32 protein-coding genes, 1 tRNA gene and 1 other RNA gene are annotated in these 25683 nt (G+C 34.4%); 22 read left to right on the top strand and 12 right to left on the bottom strand.

Annotated elements, in window-relative coordinates; translation table 11 throughout:
• Window positions 1-45: 45 nt before the first annotated feature.
• The 12 genes from ACICPZ_RS03940 to ACICPZ_RS03885 all read left to right on the top strand — a co-directional run bounded on the left by ACICPZ_RS03940 (window position 46) and on the right by ACICPZ_RS03885 (window position 7031).
• Window positions 46-696 carry a Tim44/TimA family putative adaptor protein gene (locus ACICPZ_RS03940; protein WP_010962367.1) on the top strand — a complete coding sequence of 217 codons (651 nt, stop codon included), beginning with the start codon at window positions 46-48 and terminating at the stop codon, window positions 694-696.
• A 17-nt stretch (window positions 697-713) separates the two neighbouring features.
• Window positions 714-1409 (top strand): DNA polymerase III subunit epsilon, encoded by a 696-nt coding sequence (gene dnaQ, locus ACICPZ_RS03935; RefSeq protein ID WP_264373880.1) that lies wholly within the window; start codon window positions 714-716, stop codon window positions 1407-1409.
• A 44-nt stretch (window positions 1410-1453) separates the two neighbouring features.
• Window positions 1454-2062 (top strand): SCO family protein, encoded by a 609-nt coding sequence (locus tag ACICPZ_RS03930; RefSeq protein ID WP_010962368.1) that lies wholly within the window; start codon window positions 1454-1456, stop codon window positions 2060-2062.
• 30 nt (window positions 2063-2092) lie between these two features.
• Window positions 2093-2353, top strand: a complete 261-nt coding sequence (locus ACICPZ_RS03925) for a hypothetical protein (RefSeq protein ID WP_010962369.1) — start codon at window positions 2093-2095, stop codon at window positions 2351-2353.
• Between the two features lie 299 nt (window positions 2354-2652).
• Window positions 2653-2775 (top strand): hypothetical protein, encoded by a 123-nt coding sequence (locus tag ACICPZ_RS03920; RefSeq protein ID WP_010962370.1) that lies wholly within the window; start codon window positions 2653-2655, stop codon window positions 2773-2775.
• A gap of 95 nt (window positions 2776-2870) precedes the next feature.
• The gene (gyrB, locus tag ACICPZ_RS03915) at window positions 2871-5258 is read left to right on the top strand and encodes a DNA topoisomerase (ATP-hydrolyzing) subunit B (RefSeq protein ID WP_010962371.1); all 2388 of its coding nucleotides are present in this window, start codon (window positions 2871-2873) and stop codon (window positions 5256-5258) included.
• Window positions 5227-5397 carry a hypothetical protein gene (locus ACICPZ_RS03910; protein WP_155975168.1) on the top strand — a complete coding sequence of 57 codons (171 nt, stop codon included), beginning with the start codon at window positions 5227-5229 and terminating at the stop codon, window positions 5395-5397. The genes gyrB and ACICPZ_RS03910 overlap by 32 nt, the downstream gene beginning before the upstream one ends.
• Entirely contained in the window at window positions 5352-5609 is a 258-nt protein-coding gene (locus ACICPZ_RS03905; RefSeq protein ID WP_010962372.1) for a hypothetical protein, read from the top strand. Before ACICPZ_RS03910 ends, ACICPZ_RS03905 begins: the two co-directional genes overlap by 46 nt.
• Window positions 5610-5955: 346 nt before the next feature.
• Window positions 5956-6219, top strand: coding sequence for a transposase (locus ACICPZ_RS03900; protein ID WP_264373881.1), 264 nt, complete (start codon window positions 5956-5958; stop codon window positions 6217-6219).
• Window positions 6220-6270: 51 nt separating this feature from the next.
• A complete protein-coding gene (locus ACICPZ_RS03895) occupies window positions 6271-6732 on the top strand; it encodes an IS3 family transposase (protein ID WP_395462164.1) in 462 nt (153 codons plus the stop codon).
• Window positions 6665-6877, top strand: a complete 213-nt coding sequence (locus ACICPZ_RS03890) for a DDE-type integrase/transposase/recombinase (protein ID WP_264329769.1) — start codon at window positions 6665-6667, stop codon at window positions 6875-6877. The genes ACICPZ_RS03895 and ACICPZ_RS03890 overlap by 68 nt, the downstream gene beginning before the upstream one ends.
• Window positions 6867-7031 carry an IS3 family transposase gene (locus ACICPZ_RS03885; protein WP_080717620.1) on the top strand — a complete coding sequence of 55 codons (165 nt, stop codon included), beginning with the start codon at window positions 6867-6869 and terminating at the stop codon, window positions 7029-7031. Before ACICPZ_RS03890 ends, ACICPZ_RS03885 begins: the two co-directional genes overlap by 11 nt.
• Before the next feature lie 229 nt (window positions 7032-7260).
• Here ACICPZ_RS03885 and ispG read toward each other — a convergent pair whose 3' ends face one another.
• The 12 genes from ispG to ACICPZ_RS03825 all read right to left on the bottom strand — a co-directional run bounded on the left by ispG (window position 7261) and on the right by ACICPZ_RS03825 (window position 17387).
• Window positions 7261-8541 carry a flavodoxin-dependent (E)-4-hydroxy-3-methylbut-2-enyl-diphosphate synthase gene (gene ispG, locus ACICPZ_RS03880; protein ID WP_070356735.1) on the bottom strand — a complete coding sequence of 427 codons (1281 nt, stop codon included), beginning with the start codon at window positions 8539-8541 and terminating at the stop codon, window positions 7261-7263.
• A gap of 25 nt (window positions 8542-8566) precedes the next feature.
• Window positions 8567-9187 carry a TRP75-related protein gene (locus tag ACICPZ_RS03875; protein WP_070356736.1) on the bottom strand — a complete coding sequence of 207 codons (621 nt, stop codon included), beginning with the start codon at window positions 9185-9187 and terminating at the stop codon, window positions 8567-8569.
• A gap of 197 nt (window positions 9188-9384) precedes the next feature.
• Window positions 9385-9894: a hypothetical protein gene (locus ACICPZ_RS03870; protein ID WP_209472690.1), complete on the bottom strand. Its 510-nt coding sequence runs from the start codon at window positions 9892-9894 to the stop codon at window positions 9385-9387.
• 155 nt (window positions 9895-10049) lie between these two features.
• Window positions 10050-12164 carry an FtsK/SpoIIIE family DNA translocase gene (locus ACICPZ_RS03865; protein ID WP_010962378.1) on the bottom strand — a complete coding sequence of 705 codons (2115 nt, stop codon included), beginning with the start codon at window positions 12162-12164 and terminating at the stop codon, window positions 10050-10052.
• A complete protein-coding gene (locus ACICPZ_RS03860; RefSeq protein WP_006279515.1) occupies window positions 12165-12443 on the bottom strand; it encodes a YggT family protein in 279 nt (92 codons plus the stop codon).
• 171 nt (window positions 12444-12614) lie between these two features.
• Window positions 12615-12890, bottom strand: a complete 276-nt coding sequence (locus ACICPZ_RS03855; RefSeq protein ID WP_007550684.1) for a type II toxin-antitoxin system RelE family toxin — start codon at window positions 12888-12890, stop codon at window positions 12615-12617.
• Complete coding sequence (locus tag ACICPZ_RS03850; protein WP_006279415.1) at window positions 12881-13102, bottom strand: hypothetical protein; 222 nt, start codon at window positions 13100-13102, stop codon at window positions 12881-12883. Before ACICPZ_RS03850 ends, ACICPZ_RS03855 begins: the two co-directional genes overlap by 10 nt.
• Window positions 13103-13307: 205 nt before the next feature.
• Window positions 13308-13745 carry a ClpXP protease specificity-enhancing factor SspB gene (locus ACICPZ_RS03845; RefSeq protein WP_264373883.1) on the bottom strand — a complete coding sequence of 146 codons (438 nt, stop codon included), beginning with the start codon at window positions 13743-13745 and terminating at the stop codon, window positions 13308-13310.
• Between the two features lie 21 nt (window positions 13746-13766).
• Window positions 13767-14106, bottom strand: a transfer-messenger RNA (tmRNA) gene (gene ssrA, locus ACICPZ_RS03840).
• A 124-nt stretch (window positions 14107-14230) separates the two neighbouring features.
• Window positions 14231-14821 (bottom strand): CvpA family protein, encoded by a 591-nt coding sequence (locus tag ACICPZ_RS03835; protein WP_010962383.1) that lies wholly within the window; start codon window positions 14819-14821, stop codon window positions 14231-14233.
• A 57-nt stretch (window positions 14822-14878) separates the two neighbouring features.
• Complete coding sequence (locus ACICPZ_RS03830) at window positions 14879-15475, bottom strand: riboflavin synthase (RefSeq protein WP_010082169.1); 597 nt, start codon at window positions 15473-15475, stop codon at window positions 14879-14881.
• Window positions 15476-15656: 181 nt separating this feature from the next.
• Window positions 15657-17387, bottom strand: a complete 1731-nt coding sequence (locus ACICPZ_RS03825) for a hypothetical protein (protein WP_138264796.1) — start codon at window positions 17385-17387, stop codon at window positions 15657-15659.
• Window positions 17388-17533: 146 nt separating this feature from the next.
• Between ACICPZ_RS03825 and pheS the strand changes: the two genes are divergently transcribed.
• From pheS to ruvC, 10 genes are all read left to right on the top strand, one after another.
• Window positions 17534-18577, top strand: a complete 1044-nt coding sequence (gene pheS / locus ACICPZ_RS03820; protein ID WP_209472684.1) for a phenylalanine--tRNA ligase subunit alpha — start codon at window positions 17534-17536, stop codon at window positions 18575-18577.
• Complete coding sequence (glmU, locus tag ACICPZ_RS03815) at window positions 18578-19870, top strand: bifunctional UDP-N-acetylglucosamine diphosphorylase/glucosamine-1-phosphate N-acetyltransferase GlmU (protein ID WP_151808042.1); 1293 nt, start codon at window positions 18578-18580, stop codon at window positions 19868-19870.
• A gap of 1020 nt (window positions 19871-20890) precedes the next feature.
• Window positions 20891-21193 (top strand): 50S ribosomal protein L21, encoded by a 303-nt coding sequence (gene rplU / locus ACICPZ_RS03810; RefSeq protein ID WP_006279565.1) that lies wholly within the window; start codon window positions 20891-20893, stop codon window positions 21191-21193.
• A 10-nt stretch (window positions 21194-21203) separates the two neighbouring features.
• A complete protein-coding gene (gene rpmA, locus ACICPZ_RS03805) occupies window positions 21204-21473 on the top strand; it encodes a 50S ribosomal protein L27 (protein ID WP_006279564.1) in 270 nt (89 codons plus the stop codon).
• Window positions 21474-21482: 9 nt separating this feature from the next.
• Window positions 21483-21559 (top strand) — tRNA-Ile (locus tag ACICPZ_RS03800).
• Window positions 21560-21616: 57 nt separating this feature from the next.
• Window positions 21617-22789 carry a methionine adenosyltransferase gene (metK, locus tag ACICPZ_RS03795; protein WP_182282475.1) on the top strand — a complete coding sequence of 391 codons (1173 nt, stop codon included), beginning with the start codon at window positions 21617-21619 and terminating at the stop codon, window positions 22787-22789.
• 126 nt (window positions 22790-22915) lie between these two features.
• Entirely contained in the window at window positions 22916-23599 is a 684-nt protein-coding gene (locus tag ACICPZ_RS03790) for a TenA family protein (protein ID WP_038249063.1), read from the top strand.
• Window positions 23600-23643: 44 nt separating this feature from the next.
• Window positions 23644-24303 (top strand): TenA family protein, encoded by a 660-nt coding sequence (locus ACICPZ_RS03785; protein WP_264373885.1) that lies wholly within the window; start codon window positions 23644-23646, stop codon window positions 24301-24303.
• A 47-nt stretch (window positions 24304-24350) separates the two neighbouring features.
• A complete protein-coding gene (locus ACICPZ_RS03780) occupies window positions 24351-25178 on the top strand; it encodes a cytochrome c oxidase subunit 3 (RefSeq protein ID WP_006279354.1) in 828 nt (275 codons plus the stop codon).
• Window positions 25179-25667: a crossover junction endodeoxyribonuclease RuvC gene (gene ruvC / locus ACICPZ_RS03775; RefSeq protein WP_151807779.1), complete on the top strand. Its 489-nt coding sequence runs from the start codon at window positions 25179-25181 to the stop codon at window positions 25665-25667.
• Window positions 25668-25683 lie beyond the last annotated feature (16 nt).

The raw sequence follows: 25683 nt of genomic DNA, 5'->3' as shown, positions 1-25683 counted from the left end.
ATTAATAATGTTCGGATACTTTATATGCCAAGGAGTTGAGTTACTATGATAGAGCTTGTAATATATGCTTTATTAGCGGCGTTCATTTTTTCACGTTTGTATAATTCTTTAGGAAGGTCAGCCAACCTCAACCTAAAAAAGCTAACTAATGTATTGGATGTAAGCCGAAGTAGAGAAGATGTAGTAGAAAACATTGAGGGTTACATTGATAGCAATGATGAAAATTCAATAAAAGTTACTTATAAACAAATATTAAAAAAAAACAAAGATTTTTCTATTTCCCACTTTATAGAAGGTTCAAGCATAGCTTTTGAATTAATAATAAAATGTTTCAATCAAGGAAATTTGTCTCAGTTAAAACCACTTCTCGATAAAGACTTATATGATAATTTTGCAGAGAAGATTAAACATCGTAAAGAGGTGCACGAGTCTATAATTGTTTCTATCGTTTCACAAAAGATTTTAGAAATAAAGCTAGTAAAAAACGCAGTGTTTATTGCAGTATATTTCCTTTCAGAGCAAATTAACTTCGTTAAGAACAATGAAGGAGATATAATATCAGGTAGTACATCCACTATTAATAAAGTTGAGGATGTATGGCAATTCAAAAAAAATGTTAATTCATCAGACCCAAGCTGGTTGCTTGTTTCTATTCACTATAAAAAGACAAGTAACGATAAGACAAATGATAAGTAAGATGAGTTTTATTTGAAATGGAAAGCAAGCTACGCGAAATAGTACTTGACACTGAAACGACAGGTCTTGACACTGAACCTGGTCATCGAATTATTGAAATAGGGTGTGTGGAATTAATTAACCGCATTCCAACAGGTAAAGTATTCCATCGGTACCTTAACCCAGAAAGAGATATACCTTATCACTCGTTTAAGATTCACGGTATTAGTGAAGAATTTTTAGAAGATAAACCATTATTTTCAGATGTTGCACTTGAATTTCTTGACTTTATATCTAATGATATTTTGGTAATTCACAACGCTGAATTCGATGTTAAGTTCCTTAACATGGAGTTAAGCAAGCTGAATGCTAGGTTAATTTCCTCAGACAGAGTGCTAGATACATTACCTCTTGCGAGGAAAAAATTCGCAGGATCACCTGCTTCTTTGAATGCATTATGTAAGCGTTTTGATATATCGCTAGAGAATAGAGAATTGCACGGAGCACTAGTTGATGCTCAATTGCTTGCAAAGGTATATGTTGAACTTACAGGAGGGTTACAAACCTTTCTGTTTGATAATGAATGCAATCAGGACAGTAACTCCACATTCGTTCAGCATAAAGTACGTAATCTAACTCCCAGAGAACATTTACCAAATAGTGAAGAAATTGATGAACATAAGAAACTGTTAGACAAAATTAACAATACACTTTGGAATAAATATATTGAATAGGTTAACCAATAAAGATACAATTCAATTTTACTGAGAGCATTCTAATGGTAAGGTTTATAAGATTATTATCTAATGTGCTAGCAGCATTAGCAGTTGTTTTTTTAGGTTATTGTTATTTCACTAAAAAAGGCATATTTGCCCCAGCAGCGATTCACAACGCAGAAGTTAAGATAGGCGGAGATTTTTCTTTAATTAATCAGGACGGACAGATCTTGCGCAGTAGTGATTTTAAAGATAAATACATGATGATTTTCTTTGGGTTTTCCTCATGCAAAAGAATTTGCCCTATGAACCTTGGAATAATTTCAGAAACACTTGCAAAGTTAGATGAGAAAACTAACAACAAGCTACAAACATTCTTCATCACAGTCGATCCTGAGCGCGATAGCACGGAAAGACTTAAAGAATTTCAGCAGCAATTTGACCACAGAATACAAATGTTAACTGGTGAAAGAGAAAAAATAGACGAAGTAATTGCAAAGTATAAAGTATATGCTAGCAAAGTTGGTGGAGAAGAAGAAATCAACCATTCTTCAATAATGTACCTTATTGGCCCTGGAGGAAAATATGTTACACACTTTGCAGCTGATTTAAATTCAGACGAAAGTCAATCTGATAAGATTTTGGCTGAGATAAGAAAATACGTAAACTGAATTATAGATTTTTCTGTTAATTAGTCGAGCATGCAACTGCATGAGCATTATGATTTGAGAGCAATCTCCATGGGAAGACACACACAACTGTACGAACGTTGTAGTTTGGGAGCAATTCCCACCAGTGGGGTGTCATCCCAGTGCCCAGACACTGGGATCCAGCTTCTATGCAACTTAATTAAAAACGTTTGTTTTAGCGTAAGACAACTACCTTTAGCTCATCAGCTCAGTTATAAGCAAAATTTCTGGATTCCAGTGGGCTTTGTTGCATCGCTACTTATGAAAGGCTAACTATAGTTAGGATTATAAGTAACCTATTGAAAATCTTGTTTTTTTGCAATCAATCTGATCAAATTTAAGAATAGTAATTTATTATTTACATTAATAAATTTAATTCTATTGAAAATAGCTAAAGCATTGAAATTCTTGAATTTTAGCCGGATTAGTGAGTGGTAGTGAAATTTCTTTTACTCAAATTTAGGTATTCACTGACCGTTCTTGTTATAAATACCAGAATAATAAGCTACTGATATTCTCCATCTTTTTTATCTTTAATCCATCATAGCTAGCGATGCAACAAAGCCATTCCAGTGTCAAGCACTGGAATGACATCATCTGTTGTGCAATTTACCTTCAAAAATGAATGTTCGTACAGTTATGGAAGACACATTGGAATGACACTATTTGCTGTCTTCAAAAATAAACATTCGTAAAGTTGTGCTTTTAATATGGGTTATCAGTTTAAAAATGTTGCTAATCAGCATATATGAATGTAATATTAATTAACATTCATAAACGAAGCAATACCATGGAAAATAGTTATAATGCCGATGCAATAAAAATCTTAAGGGGTCTTGATGCTGTAAGGAAACGTCCAGGTATGTACATTGGTGACACTGACGATGGATCTGGCTTGCACCACATGGTATATGAGGTTGTTGATAACGCAATAGATGAATCTTTAGCTGGATATTGTGATAAAATTGAAGTTAGCATAAATAAAGATGGTTCAGTATCAGTAACCGACAATGGTCGTGGCATTCCAACTGACATTCATGAAGAAGAAGGAATATCAGCAGCAGAGGTAATAATGACTCAACTCCATGCTGGTGGTAAATTTGACAGCAATACCTATAAAGTTTCTGGGGGATTACATGGTGTTGGAATCTCAGTTGTGAATGCATTATCAAGCTGGTTGGAATTAATTATTTGGCGCAATAAGAAAGAACACTTTATGCGTTTTGAAGATGGTGAGTCTATTGAACCTTTAAAGGTAGTCAACGAAAATACAAACAAAAGAGGAACTAAAGTCACGTTCATGCCATCAACAGAGACTTTTAATGGCATTAATTTCAGTTACTCAACGCTTGAAAGTCGTATAAGAGAATTAGCATTTTTAAATTCAAATATCGACATTACTTTACGTGATCTGCGCAATGAACCATATACAGAATCTCATTTCAATCAGAGCAATCAATCTAAAGACAATTTTGGTACAGCAAATTTTGTGCAGTATTTAGATAAGAATAAGACACATGTAACTAAAATTGCCAGTATGAAAGGAGATGCAGAAGATCTTGGCATCAGCTTGGAAATATCGATGGAATGGAATGATTCCTACTATGAGAATATGTTGTGTTTCACTAATAATATACGGCAACGAGATGGTGGTACGCATTTGGCAGGATTTAGATCTGCACTAACTAGATGTATCAATACCTATGCAACTAATGAAGGGTTTTTAAAGAAAGCAAAAGTAAATTTAACTGGAGAGGACGTTAGAGAAGGTTTAACTTGTGTTTTATCTCTTAAGATGCCTGATCCTAAGTTTTCTTCACAAACAAAAGATAAACTAGTTAGTTCTGAAGCACGTGCAGTTGTAGAAAGTATAGTTTCTGATAAATTGAGCACAATCCTTGAAACTGATCCCAAATTGGCAGCAAGCATAGTAGAAAGAGCAATCAGGTCAGCAAAAGGAAGAGAAGCTGCAAGAAAAGCGCGCGAGCTAGTTAAAAGCAAAAACAATATTGATATTGCAACTCTGCCAGGAAAGCTTGCTGATTGTCAGGAAAAAGCTCCTGAGTTATCGGAATTATTTATAGTAGAGGGTAATTCAGCAGGTGGTACTGCAAAGCAGGGGCGTAATCGTAAAACACAAGCAGTGCTTGCCTTAAGAGGAAAAATTCTAAACGTAGAACGTGTAAGTTTAGATCGTATTTTTTCATCTGCAGAAATAGGCTCTTTAATTACTGCAATTGGTGCTGGAATAGGGAGTGAACACTTCGATATTGAAAAAGCTAGATATCATAAAATTATCATCATGACAGATGCAGATGTTGATGGTTCACATATAAGAACTTTGATTCTAACTTTCTTTTTTAGACATATGCGTGAAGTTATTGAAAAAGGTTACTTATACATAGCACAGCCACCCCTCTATAAAGTTACAAAGAATGCCAAAGACACTTATATTAAAGATGACGAAACTTTTGAAGAGTATATAATAAACTCAGCAGTTAAAAGATTAACACTAAGTGGTACAGCTACAGAATTTAACAACTTGCGCCTTATTTTGAATAAATGCGTTAGCACTTCTAATATTAGCAAAAATTATGATAGAGAAATACCACAAAATCTCTTAGAGTCATTGCTAATTTTAAGTAAAAAGAATGCTCTATCATCGGCTGATGAGATATTAAAGTATTTGAAGTTAATGTACAGCGAATACACTTGGGAAGTGGAAATAAAAGATGAAGAAAAAGAAATTCATATCTCTAAATTGTTTCAAGGATTGGCAGACAAATATATATTTGCACTTAGTATGCTTGAAGGCAAAGATATGCAAAACATATTAAGTTTGCTTGATGGTATAAGTAATTTATTTAATGGTGATTCATTTTTAAAGTCACAAGAAACTGAAATAAGAATCACTTCTCCAAGTACGCTTGCAAAAATAATAATGGACTATGGTAAAAAAGGTTTAACTCTGCAGAGATTTAAAGGTCTTGGTGAAATGAATGCTGATCAGCTATGGGATACTACGTTAAATCCTGAGGCTAGAACTTTATTAAAGGTTGAAATAAAAGATTGTGAAGAAGCTGATTCCATATTTTCAATATTAATGGGTGATATAGTTGAACCACGCCGTGATTTTATTAATAGCAATGCACTTAATGTGCATGATGTTGATATTTGAACTTTTAGCAAAATGTACGAACGTTACGGGTTTAAGCAAAGACTGTGTCATTCAAGTAGCTGACACTGGTTCCTTTATAACGGTGTCATTCCAGTGCTTGACACTGGAATCCAGGTTGCTCACAAGCAAACTAGCATAGAAAGTGGTTACAACGTTTTCGATGAGATTGCAGAAAGGCTGGATTCCAGTGTCAAGCACTGGAATGAAAGCAGTCCTACGTCATGCCGCGATTCATTCGCGGTATCTCTAGATCCCGCTAACAAGCAGCGGGATGACGGTTGTCAGGGTGTCATCCCACTACCTTCTCCTGTCATCCCAGTGCCTCCCTCCCCTGTCATCCAAGTAGCTTGACACTTGTATCTTTATGATGTGAGGCATTAGAGCTAAAATACCTCACAGGGAGGGTGAAGCTGATGCAACGCTAATGCCATTAAGGCCGAATCCCAGATTTTGCTTCCCTCCCATAGAGTTATAGCTCTTCTCATAATAATCCCAATAAGGTAAGAATGGATTTATGGTAGAGGGGTTTGTATGCCAGCAGCGTATAGTTACGACTTAAGGAAAAAAGCAATGGAAGCAATGGAAGCATTGGATGAAGGAGAAAGTAGAGCAACTGTTGCCAAGTGACCTTACCCAGAAAAAGTGGAGAGAAAGAAAGGAGTTTTTTCGGGTAAAATAAAATTTTGGAGGATTAGAAATGGCAAGAGAATATACGGCAGAATTCAAATTGGAAGCTGTTAAACTGGCAAATGAACAAAGAAAGGCAGGTCAAACAATTACAAAAATAGCAAAGGATTTAGGAATAAAGGGTGGTTTATTAGGAAAATGGATAAAGAAACACAACGAAAAAAAGTCGTCAGCAGATGCATTTCCAGGTAGAGGTAACATGGCTCCTTACGACAAAGAGAGGTTTGATTTACAAAGAGAGTTAGCAAGAGTAACAAGGGAAAGAGACATTTAAAAAAAAGCCCTGGCCAGTCAAAAAGAGTAAAATATTTTTTTATAAAAGAGCATAGTAACTGCTATAAAGTACAGGAATTATGTAGAATTTTCTGCTAGTGGCTACTATAAGTGGACCACAAGAAAAATAAGCAGTAGAGAATCAGCAAATAAAGAGCTACTCGCAGCTATTCAAAAAATATATCAAGTTTCTAAATGTAGATATGGAGCTCCTAAAATTCATGCTGAATTGAAGGCTTTGGGTAAAAGTTGCAACTTAAAAACAGTGCAAAGTATTATGCAGAAAAATGGTATTCAGGCTATATTGAGAAGAAAATTTAAAATTAAGAAACAACAAACGGACAGTAGAGTCGTAGCTCCCAATATATTAGACCAAAACTTTATTGTCGATCAACCAAATAAAGTATGGGATTACTTATATAAAAACCAAAGAAGGATGGCTATATTTGGCAACAATAATCGATCTATATTCACGCATGGTAGTTGGCTGGTCAATGAGCAGTTCAATAAATAAACAATTGGTTATGGACTCTTTATTAATGGCCGTTAACAAGCGTAAACCTGCCAAAAATCTACTATTACATAGTGATCAAGGTTCACAATATACTTCGCAAGGTTATCAATATCTCTTATCCATAAAAAACATAGATGAGTTATAAAGGTTGTTGTTACGACAATTCTGTTGTGGAAAGCTTCTTCAGTTCTCTAAAAAGGGAGTTACCAATAGACACCTCTCGGCACTCTAAACAGCATATCAAAACTGCTATATTTGAATATATAGAAATTTTTTATAACAAACAACGTCACTATTAACTATTGCATTCCTGAGCATTTTGATTCATCATTCTCTTTGTGAAAAACATTCCAAACTTTCTCTCCACTTTTTCTGGGTAAGGTCAGTCAAACCTCCATTTTTTTTATATCAATTTATTACTTTTTTTTCGGTTTGACACACTTTTTTGAACATTCCCAACGAAAAAAGAAAAACAAGGTTTAATTTTCTTTTTTATTTGCGATTTATCTATTAATTAACCGTGAAAGGTTACGTGTAATGCTTCTTCACATAATTATCAATAATTGCCTTAAATTCTTCAGAGACATTATCACCTTGTAAAGTTTTGAAATATTTGCCGTTTTTGTAGACTGCTGAAACAGGTTTTTCTCCATATCCAGGTAAGCTGATTCCCAAATTTGCGTGTTTGCTTTCTCCAGGACCATTTACTATGCATCCCATAACAGCAATGTTCATATGCTCTACACCTGGATTTTTTTTCTTCCACATCGGCATATGAGTTTTTATATAGCCATTCACCTCTTCAGTTAATATACGAAAACGATCGCTACTCGTGCGCCCACAACCAGGACATGAATTAACCTGAGGGTTAAAGTGTCGCAAGCCTATAGACTGCAATATTTCCTGACACACCACCACTTCATTAGTACGCGATTCACCAGGACGTTGAGTCAAAGAAGCCCGTATTGTATCTCCAATGCCATTTTGCAATAAATAAGTAAGCCCTGCTGCGGTATTTACCACACCTTTATTGCCCATACCAGCCTCAGTTAAACCCAAATGCAGCGCATAATTGGAAGATTTTGCAAGTGCCATATAAACTAAAATTAAATCTTGTACTTTGCTAACTTTACATGAAATGATTATTTTGTTTGAATTTAGACCAATTTCTTCAGCTTTTTTTGCACTATCAAGAGCAGACATTACAAGTGCTTTGCGCAGTATAACATCAGAAGGCCTTGAATTACTAAGCGAAGAGTTTTCATCCATCAATTTTTGCAAAAGGTATTTATCAAGACTACCCCAATTTACCCCAATTCTAACCGGAAGATCGTGCATTATTGCATACTCTATCACCCTTTCAAACTTCTCATCACGTTTGTCGCCAAAGCCTATATTGCCTGGATTGATTCTAATTTTACCCAGCATTTTGATGTTGTCTGGATAATCTTGAACTAATTTATCTAGCTCATATTGACCGCAGCCTACCAATATTTTACCGTCAAAACCTTCTTTATTTATCTCTTCTACTATATAAGGTATTGCTCTTGCTACCTCCTCTGAGTTCAAGGCAATTCGCACCAATTCTGAACCTGTACGCGCTAGTTCTGTTATCTCTTTTGCATAATGTTTTGCGCTACTTTTTATATTATCAGCATCTATATGCACGCCAAGCGCCATAGATTGTACAACTACAGGATTATTTCCGCCTATCTTTACTTTTCCAACTTCTACAACATGAGTTTTGTGCCTGGAAATCTGCGATAATTCATATGTATTATCATTCAATATCAGGTCTTTATCTAGCATATTATTAATGGCCAATATTGTGATACTATTTTACTGTGTCAGCTACACTGCCAAATGAACTTGAACCATTCAAACTATAAGCATCTACGTTATCCAAATTAGCAATAGAATCATGTGAGCACGTTCTTCTTGATGGAGTTTCTTTTATAGTGACATTTATAGGAGAAACTTTCTTTTCTCGTGTTGAAGTAACTTTCTTCTCTTCTTGTTGTTCACTTTCATGCTGCTTATTTTCATACTGGAAAACTGACTCTTGATCTATAAATACAGCACCCCTTAAACGTGCGATATTAATACCATGCTGATTTATCATAGTGCTCTCTTCATCGTCGACTATGCAAGCTTCCATGTCATTTGGCTCATTATCAAGACTAGCAATTTTTTTCTCTTTTAATTTTTTGATTAGATCTTCTTTATTTATAGCTCGATCTTGTAATTTTTTTTTCTTGAGCAATTCCCTACGCTTCTCATACAGTTTATATGACTCAGCAAAATCCTCATCTGTATGAAAGTTTGCACCACCAGGGTTACCAGGAGGTATGTATCTCTTACTGAGCTTAGATTTAGCTTCAGCACTATGCACAGTAAAAAAGCTAGAAACCAAAAACATTAATATAAATAAAATTTTAGAAAAAACCCTAAGCATATGGTGCTATAGTAAATATCGTGTTTTAAAAGATAGCAATTAACAAACTTTAAGTAAACCAGAATCTTTACTAACTTTACAATACAAATATTTTTCTAAAAAGTGATATGTTTGCTATCAAAAAAACCTACGCAGACTAAGAGAAGAGTAAGGTGTTACAAGTTGCGTAACACCTTTTCAAGAAAAGTGTTATGCAGCTATATGTTTGCAACTTTTAAGTTATTCTGTAGTTTTTCAGTACCATCGGTAGTATCTACATTACTAAGTTTTGCGTCTGGCGTATCTTTAGATAAGTCGTTTTTCTTCTCTTTATCAAGCTTAACTCCCTGATAGATACAGAATGCAACAAAAGAAGCGACCGCTATTGCGGCAACAGCACTGACTATGATACAAGTTGCCATTATTTTTTCTTGATCTGCTACTGCTTCTGTAAGTGTTTTCACTTTTTCTTCTAAACCTGTGAAGTTTTCTTGCAAGCCTGTAAGCTTTTCTTGCAAACCATCGAATTTATCGTTCAAACCGTCGAATTTACCTAATAGCTCTTTAAAATTTCCCGTGAATTCACCCGACAGTTTGATTACTTCTTGTTCCAAACCTGCGAAGTTCCCTGATACCTTCTCTAGTTCTCCCACTCTTTTTTGCAATTCTTCTATTGCTAACTTATCAAGACCCTTAAAATTATACATAATACGTTCCCACAAAGACATTTTTAACCTCCTAGCTAATTAATATATTATAATTTTACATTCCAAATGTTTAAATTATTATTAAATCAATTGTCATTATGTATTGATCTTTTAATAATTTCGTTTGACTTGCTTTTTGAAAGTGCGAAAACTTAAATTAAGGTATTACAAGATTGTTATTCAACCAATATCTCTCTTTTCCCTGAGTAATTTGGAGCGCTGACAATACCTTCCTTTTCCATTCTTTCAACGATGTTTGCTGCTCTGTTATAGCCTATTCTAAGCTGCCTTTGAATGTAACTGGTTGAAACTTTTTGATCTCTTTGAATGATGGCCACTGCTTGGTTATAGAGGTCATTTTCTTCATCCTCCGTTTCATCGTGTGACTCTGTAGAAGAATTTTCATCTTCTTTAGTGATTTCCTCCATGTAGTTTGGCTCACCTTGCATTTTCAGATGATCAACTATATCTTGCACCTCATTATCACTTACAAATGGGCCGTGAACTCGAATGATCTTACCACCAGAGGCCATATAGAGCATGTCACCCATGCCGAGCAATTGTTCAGCCCCTTGTTCGCCAAGTATTGTACGGCTATCTATCTTAGAAGTAACAGCAAAACTGATTCTCGTTGGAAAGTTCGCCTTTATCACACCTGTGATCACATCCACAGATGGGCGTTGTGTTGCCATTATGATGTGTATTCCTGCAGCACGAGCCATCTGAGCTAAGCGTTGAATAGAGCACTCTATTTCTTTGCCGGCAACAAGCATCAAATCTGCCATTTCATCCACGATCACTACAATATACGGAAATGTTTCCATCTTGATTGGTATTTTTTCAAACAGAGGTTTGCCTGTTGTTGAGTTAAAGCCAATCTGCACAACGCGCTCCAATTCTATTCCACTATTCATCGCTTCTGTGATTCTTTGGTTATAGTTTATTACATTGCGCACATTTAAATAGGACATCATGCGATAGCGATTTTCCATTTCTTTCACTATCCACTTAAGAGCGACTACAGCCTTTTTTGGCTCTGTTACCACTGGCGTTATTAGATGCGGTATTGCATCATATATTGAAAGCTCAAGCATTTTTGGGTCGATCATTATCATCTTACATTCATCAGGACTTAATCGATAAACGAGTGAAAGAATCATAGTGTTAATCGCAACTGATTTACCAGACCCTGTGGTTCCAGCAACGAGCAAGTGGGGCATTTTAGTTAGATCTGCAATAACTGGTTTTCCACTTATTTCTTTGCCAAGCGCAATTGGGAGATTTAAGTTTGCATTTTGGTATTCTGGGGATTCAAGCAAATCACGCAGCATTACAATTTCCCGTTCCTTGTTCGGCAACTCTATTCCCATAGCATTTTGCCCACGAATTATTGAAATACGTGCAGAGAGTGCACTCATCGAACGTGCAATGTCATCTGCAAGGCCAATTACTCTTGCAGATTTCGTGCCAGCTTGTGGTTCAAGTTTGTACAAAGTCACAACCGGCCCATAGCATACACTGATAATTTTTCCTTGCACGCCAAAATCACTCAGGACTTGTTCCAGCAGAGATAAATTTTTATTGCTCTCCATTTCATTTAGCTGTTTTCTCTGCAAAGACTCCTCTGCTTTAGAAAGTAAATGGATACTTGGAAACTTAAACTCACTTAAAACCTCCTCGGTAGCTTTTTTCTGTCTTTCTTTTGGTTGTTGTTTAGTAGTGATTTTAGTTCTATGTTTTTCTTCTACTACTAATGGTGCAATTGAATACTCAGTAGTTTTATGTGATCTGAAGAATGGAACATTTACAAATAAGCAAGCTATTTTTTTACATAAGAAGAATAGAGAGTAAATTGTTCTCTTCCAACCAACAGATCCTACAAGACCTATTGATGTTACTATCACAAATATATAAAACGGGCAGTTATTAATTAGTGCATTCCCTATTATTCCACTGTGTCTGTACCTTGCAGTGATGCCTAGCGAAAGTTGTGGTAGTATAGCACATATCCCTAAATTGATTAATATTAAATAGAGAATTTTTAGCAGCCTTTTTGATGGCCTGAAGATCAACAAGTAAACTATGGTTGTAGCTATTGTAACACTAGTTAATCCAAGAAATTGAACCAATATATCAGCTAAATATGAACTTACTATTCCACCTAAATTTGTCACTTCCTCATTTGTAGCTGTGTTTAAGGAAGGATCTTTATAGTTATAGCTAAAAACTGATATATATATATATATTAAAAGGGATAGATATATTGCTGATTTTAGATATTTTTTTAACATCTACCTAAAGTAGTAAGCTACTGTATATTTTACAAAGTGAATTGTTATTAGCAATATCATTATAGATAAATCTAATCCGTTGAACGGTGGTATATATCTTCTAATAATCTTTAGTGGTGGATATGTCAATTGGTTCAAGATGTGCATTATGCTACTGACAGTTTCATTATATATGTTCACCATATTAAGTTTAACCAGCCAGTTTAGGACAACCCAACATATTAGAATGAAGCTATAAAGATCAAGTAACGTATTGAGTAGATATATGATTGGATGCATACATATCTATTACACGAAAGTTATATAAAAGACAAGTATTTAGCCTTTTCAAACTCAAAATGTTGTTTTTGCTGAACCAAAAAAAACTTCATTTTTTGAGCTGCGCAAAGCCACCTAAAGTAGAGAATGGACAAGGAAGGAGGGGTGTATAATATATATTAATGTTGATATTTATTTCTTATAAATATCATCTCTATGTCCTATCTCTGTGATAGTTACTATATGATCTAATTGATTTACTCTGTAAATTACACGATAGTCACCAACTCTTAGCCTTCTACATCCTTTTAAGTTATGATGTAGTGGTTCACCAAAATTTATTGGGTCAACTGTAAGACGTTCTTTTATAGCCTTTTGAACTCTTAGCCTTATTATCTTTGGAAGGTTTGGTAAATCTTTTTCAACAACACTCTTTAGAGACTTAACCTTGTAACGCTCTAATCCCACTTAATATCTTCAAAATCAACTGTTTCTGCACCTTCAACATCACGCTCATCAGAAATTTTAGATACTAAAAAATCCTCCATTTCAAGCTCAACTGCTTCTCTAAATAGTTTTCCTGCTAATTCTTGAACGGGCTGTTTAGTAAATTCAGATAATTCAGCAAGATGCTTTAAAGTTTCTTCGCTAAGAGCTATGTTAATGCCTGAATTTGCCATATGTTTTACCGAACTCTACTACTGTAACAAGTATACAACATTTTTTTTAATTTTTCAATAAAGAAAGTTGATGATACGTAAGAAAAATTTTGCCACCTGCGTTAATAAATAATTAAAAATTTAGCATATTTATCTACCCTCTATTCTATTACTTAAGTTAGACCACTTTTTTCTATTAATATTTTTTGTTTATAAAGATGAGCAGTTACTCATCACGCAGTTGATCTATGGATATAATACTACCGTTTGATAGTTTTTCAGTACATTTTTCACTTTTGTATTCTTTATCAGAGTCGATACTGATTTTGTCAAATATTAAAACATCTCCTGAAATTTTATCACGAAACTCACTAATAGCAAAAAACGGTATAGTAATTCGCTCTTGTTTTCCTTGAAAACTCAAACTGACGCTAAATTTATCCTCAGAAACTTTTAAATCATAGAATTGATGCTGTAATATAATAAGCATTTGAGTAGGGTATGACTTTTTCAAACGATCTGGCATGGTCAGACCATTAAAATATGTGAAAAATAATATTTCTAAGTGAGGGATAAAACCATTACCTGATATAACATCTAAAGTCTTTTTGATAACTTGAAACTTAGCAGAATTAAGCAGTTTTTTGTAATTTGTTTGCTCCATATAACTTTCACATACGTAAATTTTGGGGAACTTCTGTTACCCGGCGTTCCCTGAACCGTGCTTATAGCAATGAAGTTATAGTGCTTAAATTAAGCAGCTATTGCGTCGACATTGTCTTCAGCAGCAAAATTATCGTTTGCATTTAAATTATGAACTCTTAGCGGTGGTGTCTAACCGAGCAAAGCTACCATCTTTACTATGCATGTCGATCCTTATTCGTCCCCATATAAATTAAAAAACATGGTGGAGACGCCGAGTACTGCCCTCGGGTCCAATACACCTATTACAAGGTAATTTTATTGCTATAGTACACAAAATGTACATAGCTATTATATAGCAACATTAAATAAATGTCAAGATATTATGACCTTAAGTTGATTTATTGCTAAAACAAAATTAATATTTCCAGTAAAAAATTCTGTGCTCTTAACCTGACACATATGGCTTTTTGAATACTCCCAATGAAAATATTTATAAATAAATATTTACTCTTCTTTTTTATTGTTTTTAGGTTTTTCTTGATCAACCATTTCTCCACCGATCTCTTTTATTTTTAGTATCAACGACTCTGGTACATACATGTCAATTACTTCTTCTGCTGTCACAAATAAAGCCTGATAAGAGTGTGAATTTATTATCCAATTAGGCAATATGTCTTCTGCTTCTATTTTATACTCTCCCTCTTTTTTGTCATATACTGTGTAGCAATATAAGTGCACAGCAAAAAATAATACATAAGAGAGCAATATTCCTTTAAGCACTCCGAGAAAGATTCCAGTAACTCTATCGATAAACCCCAACCTTATGGGTGATAATATGTACATTAGCCAGTTATTTATTATCATGAATATAAGATTAAGTATAATAAATACAGAGATTGTAGAAAGTATGTTTAGTGTAACTTTAGAATCAAAATATTTACTATAATTTGGAGCGAAAAAATCATAGTGATTAGCTGTCAGAAAGACCGATAAAAATAGAAACATTAGTGCGCATAGCTCTTTTATAAAGCCTCTAGTTACCGAGATTATTACGCATAGAACAACAATGAAGATAATTAGGCTATCGAAAAGCATGTTTTATATCTATATGGTTTTCAAGATATAATAGTTGTAAATAACAAGGTTGTAAAATTAATTGTATTTATGCTGCATCAATTGATCTAAATACCTAGCGATCATGTCAATTTCTAAATTCAAATAATCATTTACTTTGTTGTACTGAAAAGTTGTATTTTCCCATGTATAGGGAGTGATATTTACTGTAAATTCCTGATTAATAACTGAATTCACTGTGAGGGAAACCCCATCTAGTGTAACGGAGCTTTTTTTTGCAACAAATTTAATTAATTCTTGTGGGCACGATAGTTTGATTTCATGAGAATCTAAATTTTGATTAATTGTTAAAAATTTTACTATCCCATCAACATGACCCTGAACCAGGTGGCCATCGATCTTATCGCTTAATCTCATTGCTTGTTCGAGATTTATTTTTTTTCCTATTCTCCACGTATTTAAGTTAGCAACCTTCATAGTTTCTTGAGATGCTTGGACTGTAAATGTATCGCTCATTATATCAACAACAGTTAAACACACACCAGAGCAAGCTATTGAATCTCCTTTATTTATAGAGGATAAATTTTGTGTCTTGATATGGAAAATTTGATCAGAGTTGGAGTGAGTGGTAGTATCAGTTATAGTCCCGATATCCGTGATAATTCCTTTAAACATATGGTGAAAATAAATAATTTTACCATGAAAAATTTTTTACAACAACTTATTTCTATTTTGTTATAGTTAAAGTAATTCTGGTTTACCGACAATTTAAAAAACGACAAATTCGTCATCCCGCTACGTGTTAGCGGGATCTAGAGATACCGTGACGGTATGACGTAGGAAAACTGAGCCTGCACTAGCTATAGGCGCGAGAAAGGGGATCGTTTTCACTTACTTGTTCAATAGATTCTATAGAATATTCAGAATATATGAAATAAGCCAAACTCAGAACACATAATGCAGTTAATATTGGTAACCCTATGTTCAATGCTAGCCCAATACTTTCTCTTTTTTCTGGTGGCACTAATCCTTTTAACATTGACACTTTTCCTAACGGAAAATGCCATAAGCAAAGTGTTGATGCAGATGCTACTATTATAAATAGACAAAAATAAGCCTTTTTTGAGGAAAATACAGTTTTTAATGATGATTTGAGTGTAATGTTAGTAGGTGGTAGAGTTTTAGCTTCATTTGTTGCTGGTGAAAGATCTTTAATTGGTAAAGGGTTTGTAGATTTATGAGGAGTATTTTCATGTTGTGGAGAAGGTTGTTGTATATAAACACCTGAAACTAATTTAAGCAATTGCTCTTTTTTTCTATATACTTGTTTTTGTAAATATTCTTTACCTAAAAGTGAGTTACTAAGAGGTTGTGGCCTTTCGAGTATCTGTAATACTTCTGATATCTCGCCTGGCTCTAATATTGCATGTAATTGTTTATCTTGAAAGTAAACAATATTGAATACTGAGCTGAAAATATTGCAAAATGTTTCTGGATCTTGATTTTTGTATCCACTCATCACTTCAATAAATATTTTATCGAGTTTTTTCCCCCTGTGCTCAATTTGGTTATCTATCATAGCTACTCTAGCATCATTTTGTGCTTGTTTTATGGCTAATGGTTTTTCTTTCTCTGATAGTTCTTTGGTCTGCTTTTTTGACTTCTTTTTTCTGTTAGCCTTAAAATACTCTGTGTGCGAAGTAGTTTGACCTACATTCTGTTCTGCTTCTTGAGGTATTGGATTTTCTATACTACCCCCTGTCATCCGAGTAGCTTGACTACTTGGATCCATGTTTCTTTTTTCCTGGTCAAACGCTGGAATAACACCAAATGGTATATTGTTGCTCTGTATAGAAAATTTTGGCAATTGTTGGGAAAAGAATTGTGACGTATTAAAAAAATTGGGTAGACAGAAAAAAGATCTAAACCAGAAAACGTTTTCATGCATTGCAGCAACTACTATCGAAACACGTGTAACTTGTTTTCCATTATTTGTTACATCGAAGCCAAATGAGCCTGTAACTGGTACGATTTGTTTATTTTGTGCATTTTTTTGGTTAGTTTCACTCTGTTCTTTTTTGTCTTCATTTTCAGTTTTTTCTGCATGTTGTAGCTTTTCATTTAGAAATAACTCGATTTGGTACAAGTTGTCCAGGTTAATGTTTTCAACGTCTGTTTGTAGCGTTATCGTTGTGCCCTGCAGAAGGATTTGAGGCGGAGCACTATTTACGAATTCTTCTACAGTTTTATAACTGTTAGTTTTACAGTAGTTATTATATAGTTCACTGCTTTCTTTGGGCACTTTTATGTTGGCTGTAAAATTTTTTTCCCGGGAAAGGCAGATTTTGAAAAAATTAATTAAAGAGTTTATTCGAAATAATCTTATATTAAAGGTGTCTTTATCTGTTGCTGTTAGCTCAAATGAAAATTCTTGTATATTACTTTCAATACTTCTCGAGCGAATAGTACTGATCTTAATTGTTTCGCTAGAAAATGCTTTACTTATGTTTCTGGATTTTTCCTTAAAGAGCTTAGGTAAATCCTCTATTTTATACTTATTCTTAGTTTCAGTATTACTGTTGTGCATAGTTGATACAGCAAATTCATCAACGCAAAGGTAAATAAAAAAGATTAATCAGTCAATAAATTAATAATCAGAATAGGGCAATTTTTCGGATTGTTGATGATATTTAAAATTTCACTATAATGAAAGTTTAAGCCAGCGTTTTTAAGATGAATAAAGAGTTATTAGATGACATACTTTCACTTGAAGATAAAGCAGTTTCCGAAATTGAGAATGCTTCTTCTTTACAAGATTTAGAAAAAGTTAGGCTATCATATTTGGGAAAAAAGGGTGTAATTAAAGCTTATTTTGACAACTTAAAAGAGATAGAAGACGCAGGAAAAAAGCGCAATTTAGGCGAAGTTATCAACGTTTTACGTAATAAGCTAGATCAGCTTATAATGAATAAGGAGAATATACTAAAAGCCGAAGAAGTTAACTTTAAATTGCAGAACGAGGCAGTTGATATCACGTTGCCTGCGAGGCCAGAAAAAATTGGCAAGGTCCATCCACTCAGTAAGGTTCTAAATGAAGTAAAGCTTATTTTTGCACATATGGGTTTTAAGGCAGTTGATGGCCCTGACATTGAAGATGAATTTCATGTATTTGATGCACTGAATACTCCAAGTCATCATCCTGCACGAGAGGAGCAAGATACCTTCTACTTAAAGAATAAAATAGATGATAAAAGAATGGTACTGCGCACTCACACCTCATCTGTACAGATTAGAACCATGGAAAAAACAAAAAAATTCCCAATTAAAATAGTAGCCGCAGGTAGAGTATACAGAAACGACTTTGATGCAACTCACACCCCTATGTTCCATCAAATAGAGGGGTTATATGTCGATGAGAATGTCAATATGGGCCAGTTAAAATTTACTATTCATCACTTCCTTAATAAGTTCTTTGGCGATAAAGGGCTGAAGATACGTTTTCGTAATAGTTTTTTCCCTTTTACCGAGCCTTCTGCGGAAGTGGACATAAGTTATAAAGGTAGTAAATGGATAGAAGTACTGGGATGCGGTATGACGCATCCAAATGTATTTCAAAATGTTGGAATAGACCATACTAAATACAACGGTTTTGCGTTTGGCATTGGTATAGAAAGGCTTGCAATGCTAAAATATCAAATTAGCGACTTGAGGAGCTTTTATGACAACAAAATCAGCTGGCTTGATCATTACGGTTTTCATTTTTCATCTTTAAGATAAGTGATAAGTAAAACTCATACGTTCGTTATACTTGCTGCAGGGCATGGCAGGCGGATGAATTCAGATTTGCCTAAGGTCCTACACAAAATAGGCAGTTTTTCCATGCTCCAGCATGTCATTTACAATGCAAAACAGTTAAATCCTGAAAATATTGCTGTTGTAGTTGATCAGCCTTTAATTGAAAGACTAAAGTGTTTTAAGGATATACAGTTAATTACACAAGAATTAACACTTGGCACGGGAGATGCGGTCAAAACTGCGATGAGAAACCTAAGAGAATTGCCAGATTCAAGCATAGTTGTTGTGCAGTATGGGGATACTCCGCTCATAAAAAGCAGCACAATAACTAAAATGATTAGTTATTTAGAAGGCAAGGCTCTAGTTTGCCTAGGTTTTAGGACAAGCAATAAAGAATACGGTAGGTTAATTATTGAGAATGGTTCCTTAAGAGAAATCGTAGAAGCAAAGAGTGATAAAAATAATCATGAAGAATTTCTTGCAAATGCTGGAATAATGGTTGCATGTGCAAAGAATTTACGTGAATTGGTGGAGAAAATAGAGTGCAATAGCTCAACTCATGAATATTACTTGACCGATATAGTTTCCATTGCAGTGAAGAGTAATTTAAATGTCGGTTACGTTATTACCGGTGGAGAAGAAGCAACGGGAATAAATAACAGAAATGACCTTATAAAAGCTGAGTTTTACTTTCAAGAAAATAAAAGAAAAATTTTTACCGACTCCGGAGTAACGCTTGTTGCACCAGAGACTGTTTTCTTTTCTCTTGATACGCAAATTGCCAGAGATTCAGTGATTTACCCATATGTTTTTTTCGGTACTGGAGTGAAAATAGAGTCTGGTGCGAAAATACTGCCATTTTCGCATTTAGAAAACTGCTTAATTAAAAGTAATGCTGAGGTCGGTCCATTTACCAGAATACGCGGAAACACAACAATTGGTAATAAGGCAAAAATAGGAAATTTTGTGGAAGTGAAAACAAGTGAAGTTGGTCAAAACACTAGAATAAAACACTTAAGTTATATAGGAAATGCTAAAGTAGGGCAGGAGAGTAATATAGGAGCAGGCACTATTGTTTGTAATTATGATGGGAAAAATAAACATGAAACGAATATAGGGAGCAATTGCTTTGTTGGCGCCAATAGCTCACTAATTGCGCCGCTTAATATTCATGATGAATCTGTAATTGCAGCAGGTAGTGTTATAGTTGAGGATGTACCAGAAAAAAGCCTTGCAATAGCAAGAGAAAAGCAAGTAACTAAGAGAATAAAGTAGTCTAATTTAATTATGTTGTTGTGTCATTTTTAATATTAGACTTCTTGCATAACCATATAACAAACTTTTATTGGGAATAGAAACAAAAAAACTTCCTTGACAAACTCCGCCAGCCCCCTTATCATAACAGTGAAGCTATTGTATTTGCTTTCGCCAATCTGCAGATTAAAAGGTAAGGATTACTTAATGTATCGGCGTCTTATGTTTAATTTTTTGCAGTATATAGATACTGTATGTCTTTACAAAACTTCATCTACATCTAGATTTTTATCTAAATAAGCTGAACGCGCTTATAAAGCGTTACAAGACATCAAAAAATGCCAATACTCGACAGAGATAGTAAAAGACTAGCTAACTCGGGGGTCCTTTGTCTTTTTTTCTGCTTAGTAAATTTCTTAAACATTTGCAGCGTAGGTTAGTTGCAATTAAAAGCAGCTAAATTGCAGTGTTTAAGACTTAAAAAACGCCAATACTGAAAATAGACAATGACTAGGGTTTCTTTTGCCTTTTTTTTCATTTGGTAAATTCCTTAATGTTTATGGCTAAACGACAATCGTCATCCCGCTGCTTGTTAGCGGGATCTATTGCTGAGATACCGCGAATGAATCGCGGTATGACGGTTCGCGGCGGTATGACGTAGGACTGCTGTCATCCCAGTGCGTGACACTGGAATCCCAAAAAAGGATGATGTCATCCTAGTGCTCCTTTTTTTGTCATCCGAGTAGCTGACACTTGGATGACATCGTCATAAAGGAACCAGTGTCAAGCTACTCGGATGACAGGAGAAGGGGCTACTTGCATGACGGTGTCGGTAAACTTAGAGCTATAATAACTATTTGCCTTTTTTCTGCTTAGGTTATGCAAGAAGTCTACTGTCTGAGAAAAGGTAGATAAAAGATGAAAACAGATAGAAGTATTTTAGTAGCTCAAAAAGAACGTTAAGTCATGCTTTTTATTTATATTGACAGCGTATATGACATCGTTTACGATTAAAGTTAATAACAATAATTTATATTTATCATGTTTGCAGTAATTGAGACTGGTGGAAAGCAATATTTAGTAAAAGAAGGTAGTATAATAAAGGTAGAGAAGTTAGAAGCTGAAGAAAAAAAAGAGGTGGAAATCAATAAGGTGATTTGTATTTCAAATAATGGCTTATCTTATTCATCTAATGCTACTGTTAAAGCTGAAGTGTTGGAGCAGTGCAGGGGGGAAAAAATTATAATCTTTAAGAAGAAAAGAAGAAAAAATTACCGTAGGAAAACTGGTCATAGGCAGTATATAACTGTTCTTCGTATAAATGAAATTAGTCTTCAAAAGTAAGAGGTAAGATATGGCAACTAAAAAATCAGGTGGTAGTTCCTGTAATGGTAGAGATTCAGCGGGTCGTAGGTTAGGAATAAAGAAGAATGGGAAGGTTATTCCTGGTAACATAATTGTGCGCCAAAGAGGCACAAAATTCCATCCTGGGAAGAATGTTGGTATAGGTAAAGATCATACGATTTTTGCTAAAATAGAAGGCTGGGTCAGCTTTAGAAGATCAGCAAATAAAAAGACTTTTATTGATATCGTGCCTACAGATAATATGAAAGCTTCAGCTTGAATAAATCATGGGTCTGTAGCTCAGGTGGTTAGAGCGCACGCCTGATAAGCGTGAGGTCGGAGGTTCAACTCTTCCCAGACCCACCATTTAGTAGTTACTAACTGTGTTTTCTATAGCGGTTTTGATATTGTATAAGCAAAAACATGAGTTTATATAAAAATTTAGTAACCAGTGAATCAGTGGCGGCTGGTCATCCAGATAAAGTAGCAGATCAAATTTCAGATGCAATACTTGATGAGTACCTTTTTACTGATCCTTTTGCGCGAGCTGCAATAGAGACTTTAGTCACCAAAGATAACGTTATTATAGCTGGGGAAGTGTTTGGGCCTAACATCAAAAATAGCAGGATTGAAAGTATTGTACGGAATACAATAAAAGATATTGGTTACAAGCACGATGGGTTCCACTGGAGAAAAGTGAAAGTAAATATATTGCTGCATGAGCAATCAAATGACATTGCAATAGGGTTGGATCAAGGTGCTGGAGATCAGGGCATAATGTATGGCTATGCAACAACAGAGACAGAAAACCTTATGCCGGCACCCATTTTTTATGCACACTCGATTCTGAAAAATATCATGAGCGCAGTTAAAGAAGCAAAACTTGGTCCAGATGCAAAGTCACAAATCACTTTGGCATATGAGAATAACCTCCCGGTACGTGCTGAAAGTATTATTGTCTCAATACAGCACCCTGAGGATTTGGATCAATCAAAAGTAAAAGAAATAATTTACCCTTACATAGTTTCATCTTTACCTGAAGGATGGATGTGTCCTGAGGAAAATCTCTTAGTCAATCCAACTGGTAGATTTGTTATTGGTGGACCGGTTAGTGATTGTGGATTAACCGGACGAAAAATTATGGTTGATACTTATGGAGGTTATATTCCACACGGTGGAGGAGCGTTTTCCGGAAAAGATGCAACCAAAGTTGATAGATCTGCGGCTTATATGGCAAGATATCTTGCTAAAAATATTGTCTTTGCAGGTTTGGCTGAACGTTGTCTTGTGCAGCTTTCTTATGCAATTGGTGTATCAAAACCTACTTCATTCTATATTGATACATTTGGTGCGAATAAGGTAGAGGAAAGAGTAATTAAAAAGTTTATCGAGAATAATATAGATTTATCAACAAAAGGCATAATCAAGCATTTATCGCTTAATCATCCTATATATAAACGTACAGCCTGTTATGGACATTTTGGTAAAGAGTCAGAAAGTGACGGTGGATTTTCTTGGGAAAGCATAAACTTGTCTGCTGATCTTCGTAGAGAATTCAATATAGAAGGTAATAGTAAAATTTCTTTAGATTGCTAAAATTTTTGATTTACAGCCCCATATTTATATACTAGCTTATTGTTAAAGCATAGCACGCTTTTTCATAATAATTATACCACATTAGTAATAATTTTTATATTCAATTTTTATTGTGAGGCTTATAAAGTGTATAACGAAATAGAAGGAGAACTGTACAACGTAATTGTAAAAGAGTTTTCTGATCTTATTGATAAAATAAAAGAACACCCTTTTAATGTTGAATTGATAAATAATACATTAGATTATGAAAAATTCAAATTCTACCTTCAGCAGGATTTTCTGTATTGTATAGATTGCGCTCGTGCTTTTTTAATTGTTGCAGCTAGAGTTGATGATATTGAAATGATGAGTAGTTTAATCAATTTGGCACAAGGAGCATTTTATGTTCGAGAACAGTATAAAAAATATTTTGAAGATTGTGATCTATCTGATGATCACAAAAAGTCAAGAGCTTGTTCTGCCTTTACTGACTTTTTCATGAGTGCCGCATATCACAATTCTGTTAATGAAGCTTTAGTAGCATCTTATTCTTGCTTTAACATATACCAAATCGTTATACGCCATATGGTAAATGAGATAACAACTAAAGGGGTTAAAAATAACAAATACAAAGAGTGGATCAACATTTATAGTAGCGAAACAGTAAATGCTGTAATTGATGAGGTTACTGATATTACAAATAAGCTATATAAAAAAGCTAGTGACTGTGAAAAAAAGAGGATGTATGAGTTTTTTAAGAAAGGGCTGGAATTAGAAATAATGTTTTGGGATGAGGCATATTACTCTAATATATCTAGCAAAGAATATTAGCAGCGGATTATTTACGTTAACTTGATCTTTTATCGGTAACTACAATGTTCAGTGGCATAATTAGGAGCTGTTACGGGTCAAATCTTTTAAAGGATATAATTGAGCATCCTTTTAATGTTGAGTTAGCGAATAACACCCTAAATATAGAGAACTTCAAGTTCTATGCTCAACAAAAGACGTTGTTCTTAGGTGATTATATTCGTACCACCTTAATTACTGCATCCAGAATGGAAGATTATAGTAGTATTATCTCGCTTGCTGAAGTAGCCCAAAGAGTAGTGACTGTTAATAGAATGCTATATGACTACTACTTTACTATGTACGGTATAAGTCGCGAAAAGAAATCTCTTGAGTGTTTTAATTTCACTAATTTTCTTTTATCCATCTCGCATAGTAATACCTATGAGGCTATGACGGTTTTGTATTCTTGCATGTTTATATACGAGACTGTCGTTGATAGCATGAAAAATAGATTCAAGAAAAATAATAGATATAGGGATTGGTTTAATTTTTGTTACAGTGATTCAGTAAAGTCTGGATGCATTATTTTGGAAAATATTGTTGATGGATATTGCAGCAGAGCAAGAGAAAACGAAAAGAGCAGAATGCTTGAGTTGTTTAGAATAACTGCACAATTTGTGTTAGATTTTTTGAACGGTGCATATAATTTTTCAAGATTCAATCAATTTCCTAAGGAACATTGACAATTTTAAGCTAATTTGTATCCTTAATAAGTATTTTTTAAAATGCTATGAAAAGTAAAGAACATGATTTTCATTTAGTGGATCCAAGCCCTTGGCCAATTGCTGTATCAGCAGCAATTCTTATTCTTGCACTTGGATTAGTTGGCGCGCTTCATAAACAAATTGTCGGAATGTTTTGTTTAGTTTTGGGAATCTCCGCAGTATCAGGGGTGCTGTTTTATTGGTGGAGAGATGTAATAAGGGAGGCCATTTATGACAAATGTCACACTGCCATTGTAAAACATGGACTCAAATTTGCAATGTACTTGTTTATTCTCTCGGAGGTCGTATTTTTTATAGTGTTCTTTTGTTCATTCTTTAAAGCCTGGCTTGATCCAGTTTTTTTATTTGAGGCGTTTTCTCCTGCAAAAAAAGTTGAATGGCCCCCTGAGGGAATTTTGCCACCTGATCCGTGGTCACTACCATTCATGAATACATTAATATTATTGCTTTCTGGTACAACAATTACTTGGGCAAATCACTCTTTACTTAAAAATGATAAAAAGAGCATGATTAAAATGCTGTCCATAACTATATTGCTTGGAGTTTTTTTTATAATAGTGCAAGCAATAGAGTATCATGAAGCGAGTTTTTCTCTACAAGAAACAGGAGAAAAGCTTATTTATACATCCAATTTTTATATGATTACCGGTTTTCACTGCGCACACGTTATAATAGGAATAATATTTTTATCAGTGTGTTTATTTAGAGCACGGAAAGGCCAATTTACACTTCAGGACCATTTGTGCTTTGAGTTTGCCTCCTGGTATTGGCACTTTGTAGATGTAGTCTGGATATTTTTATTTTTGTTTGTCTATTGGTTAAGCGTTTATTAAGTGGTTAAAATAATAGGTCTAGATCCAGGAATAAGCAAGACTGGGTGGGCCATTATCAGCCTGAACGAAAAAAATAATATTGAATTTTTGGGCGGCGGTACCATATCAACTGATGGTAAATTGGGTACAGGTGAACGCCTACATATAATTTTTGAACAATTAAAGAAAGTAATTTCCCTATACTCTCCGAATGAAGCTGCGGTGGAGAAAATTTTTGTTAATAAAAATCCTAAATCTTCACTAACTTTAGGATATGCAAGAGGGGTTGTAATTTTAGCGTTAAAAATAACAAAGCTAACTATGAATGAATATGATGCAAACTATGTAAAAAAAAGCATTACTGGAAATGGCCATGCTGATAAGGATCAGATGATATTTATGGTGAAGCAAATAGTTAAAAATTTGAGTATAAAATGCCACCATGCTGCTGACGCTCTTGCTGTAGCAATTTGTCATGCTTATACGAAAGGTTCTTGTTTTGTTGAGTAACTTTTATATGGGATTC

This window comes from Wolbachia endosymbiont (group A) of Melitta haemorrhoidalis, from assembly GCF_964273365.1.
Lineage (GTDB): Bacteria > Pseudomonadota > Alphaproteobacteria > Rickettsiales > Anaplasmataceae > Wolbachia > Wolbachia pipientis.
The sequence above is the reverse complement of the archived record's forward strand: the minus strand, read 5'-3'. Positions and strand labels throughout refer to the sequence as shown.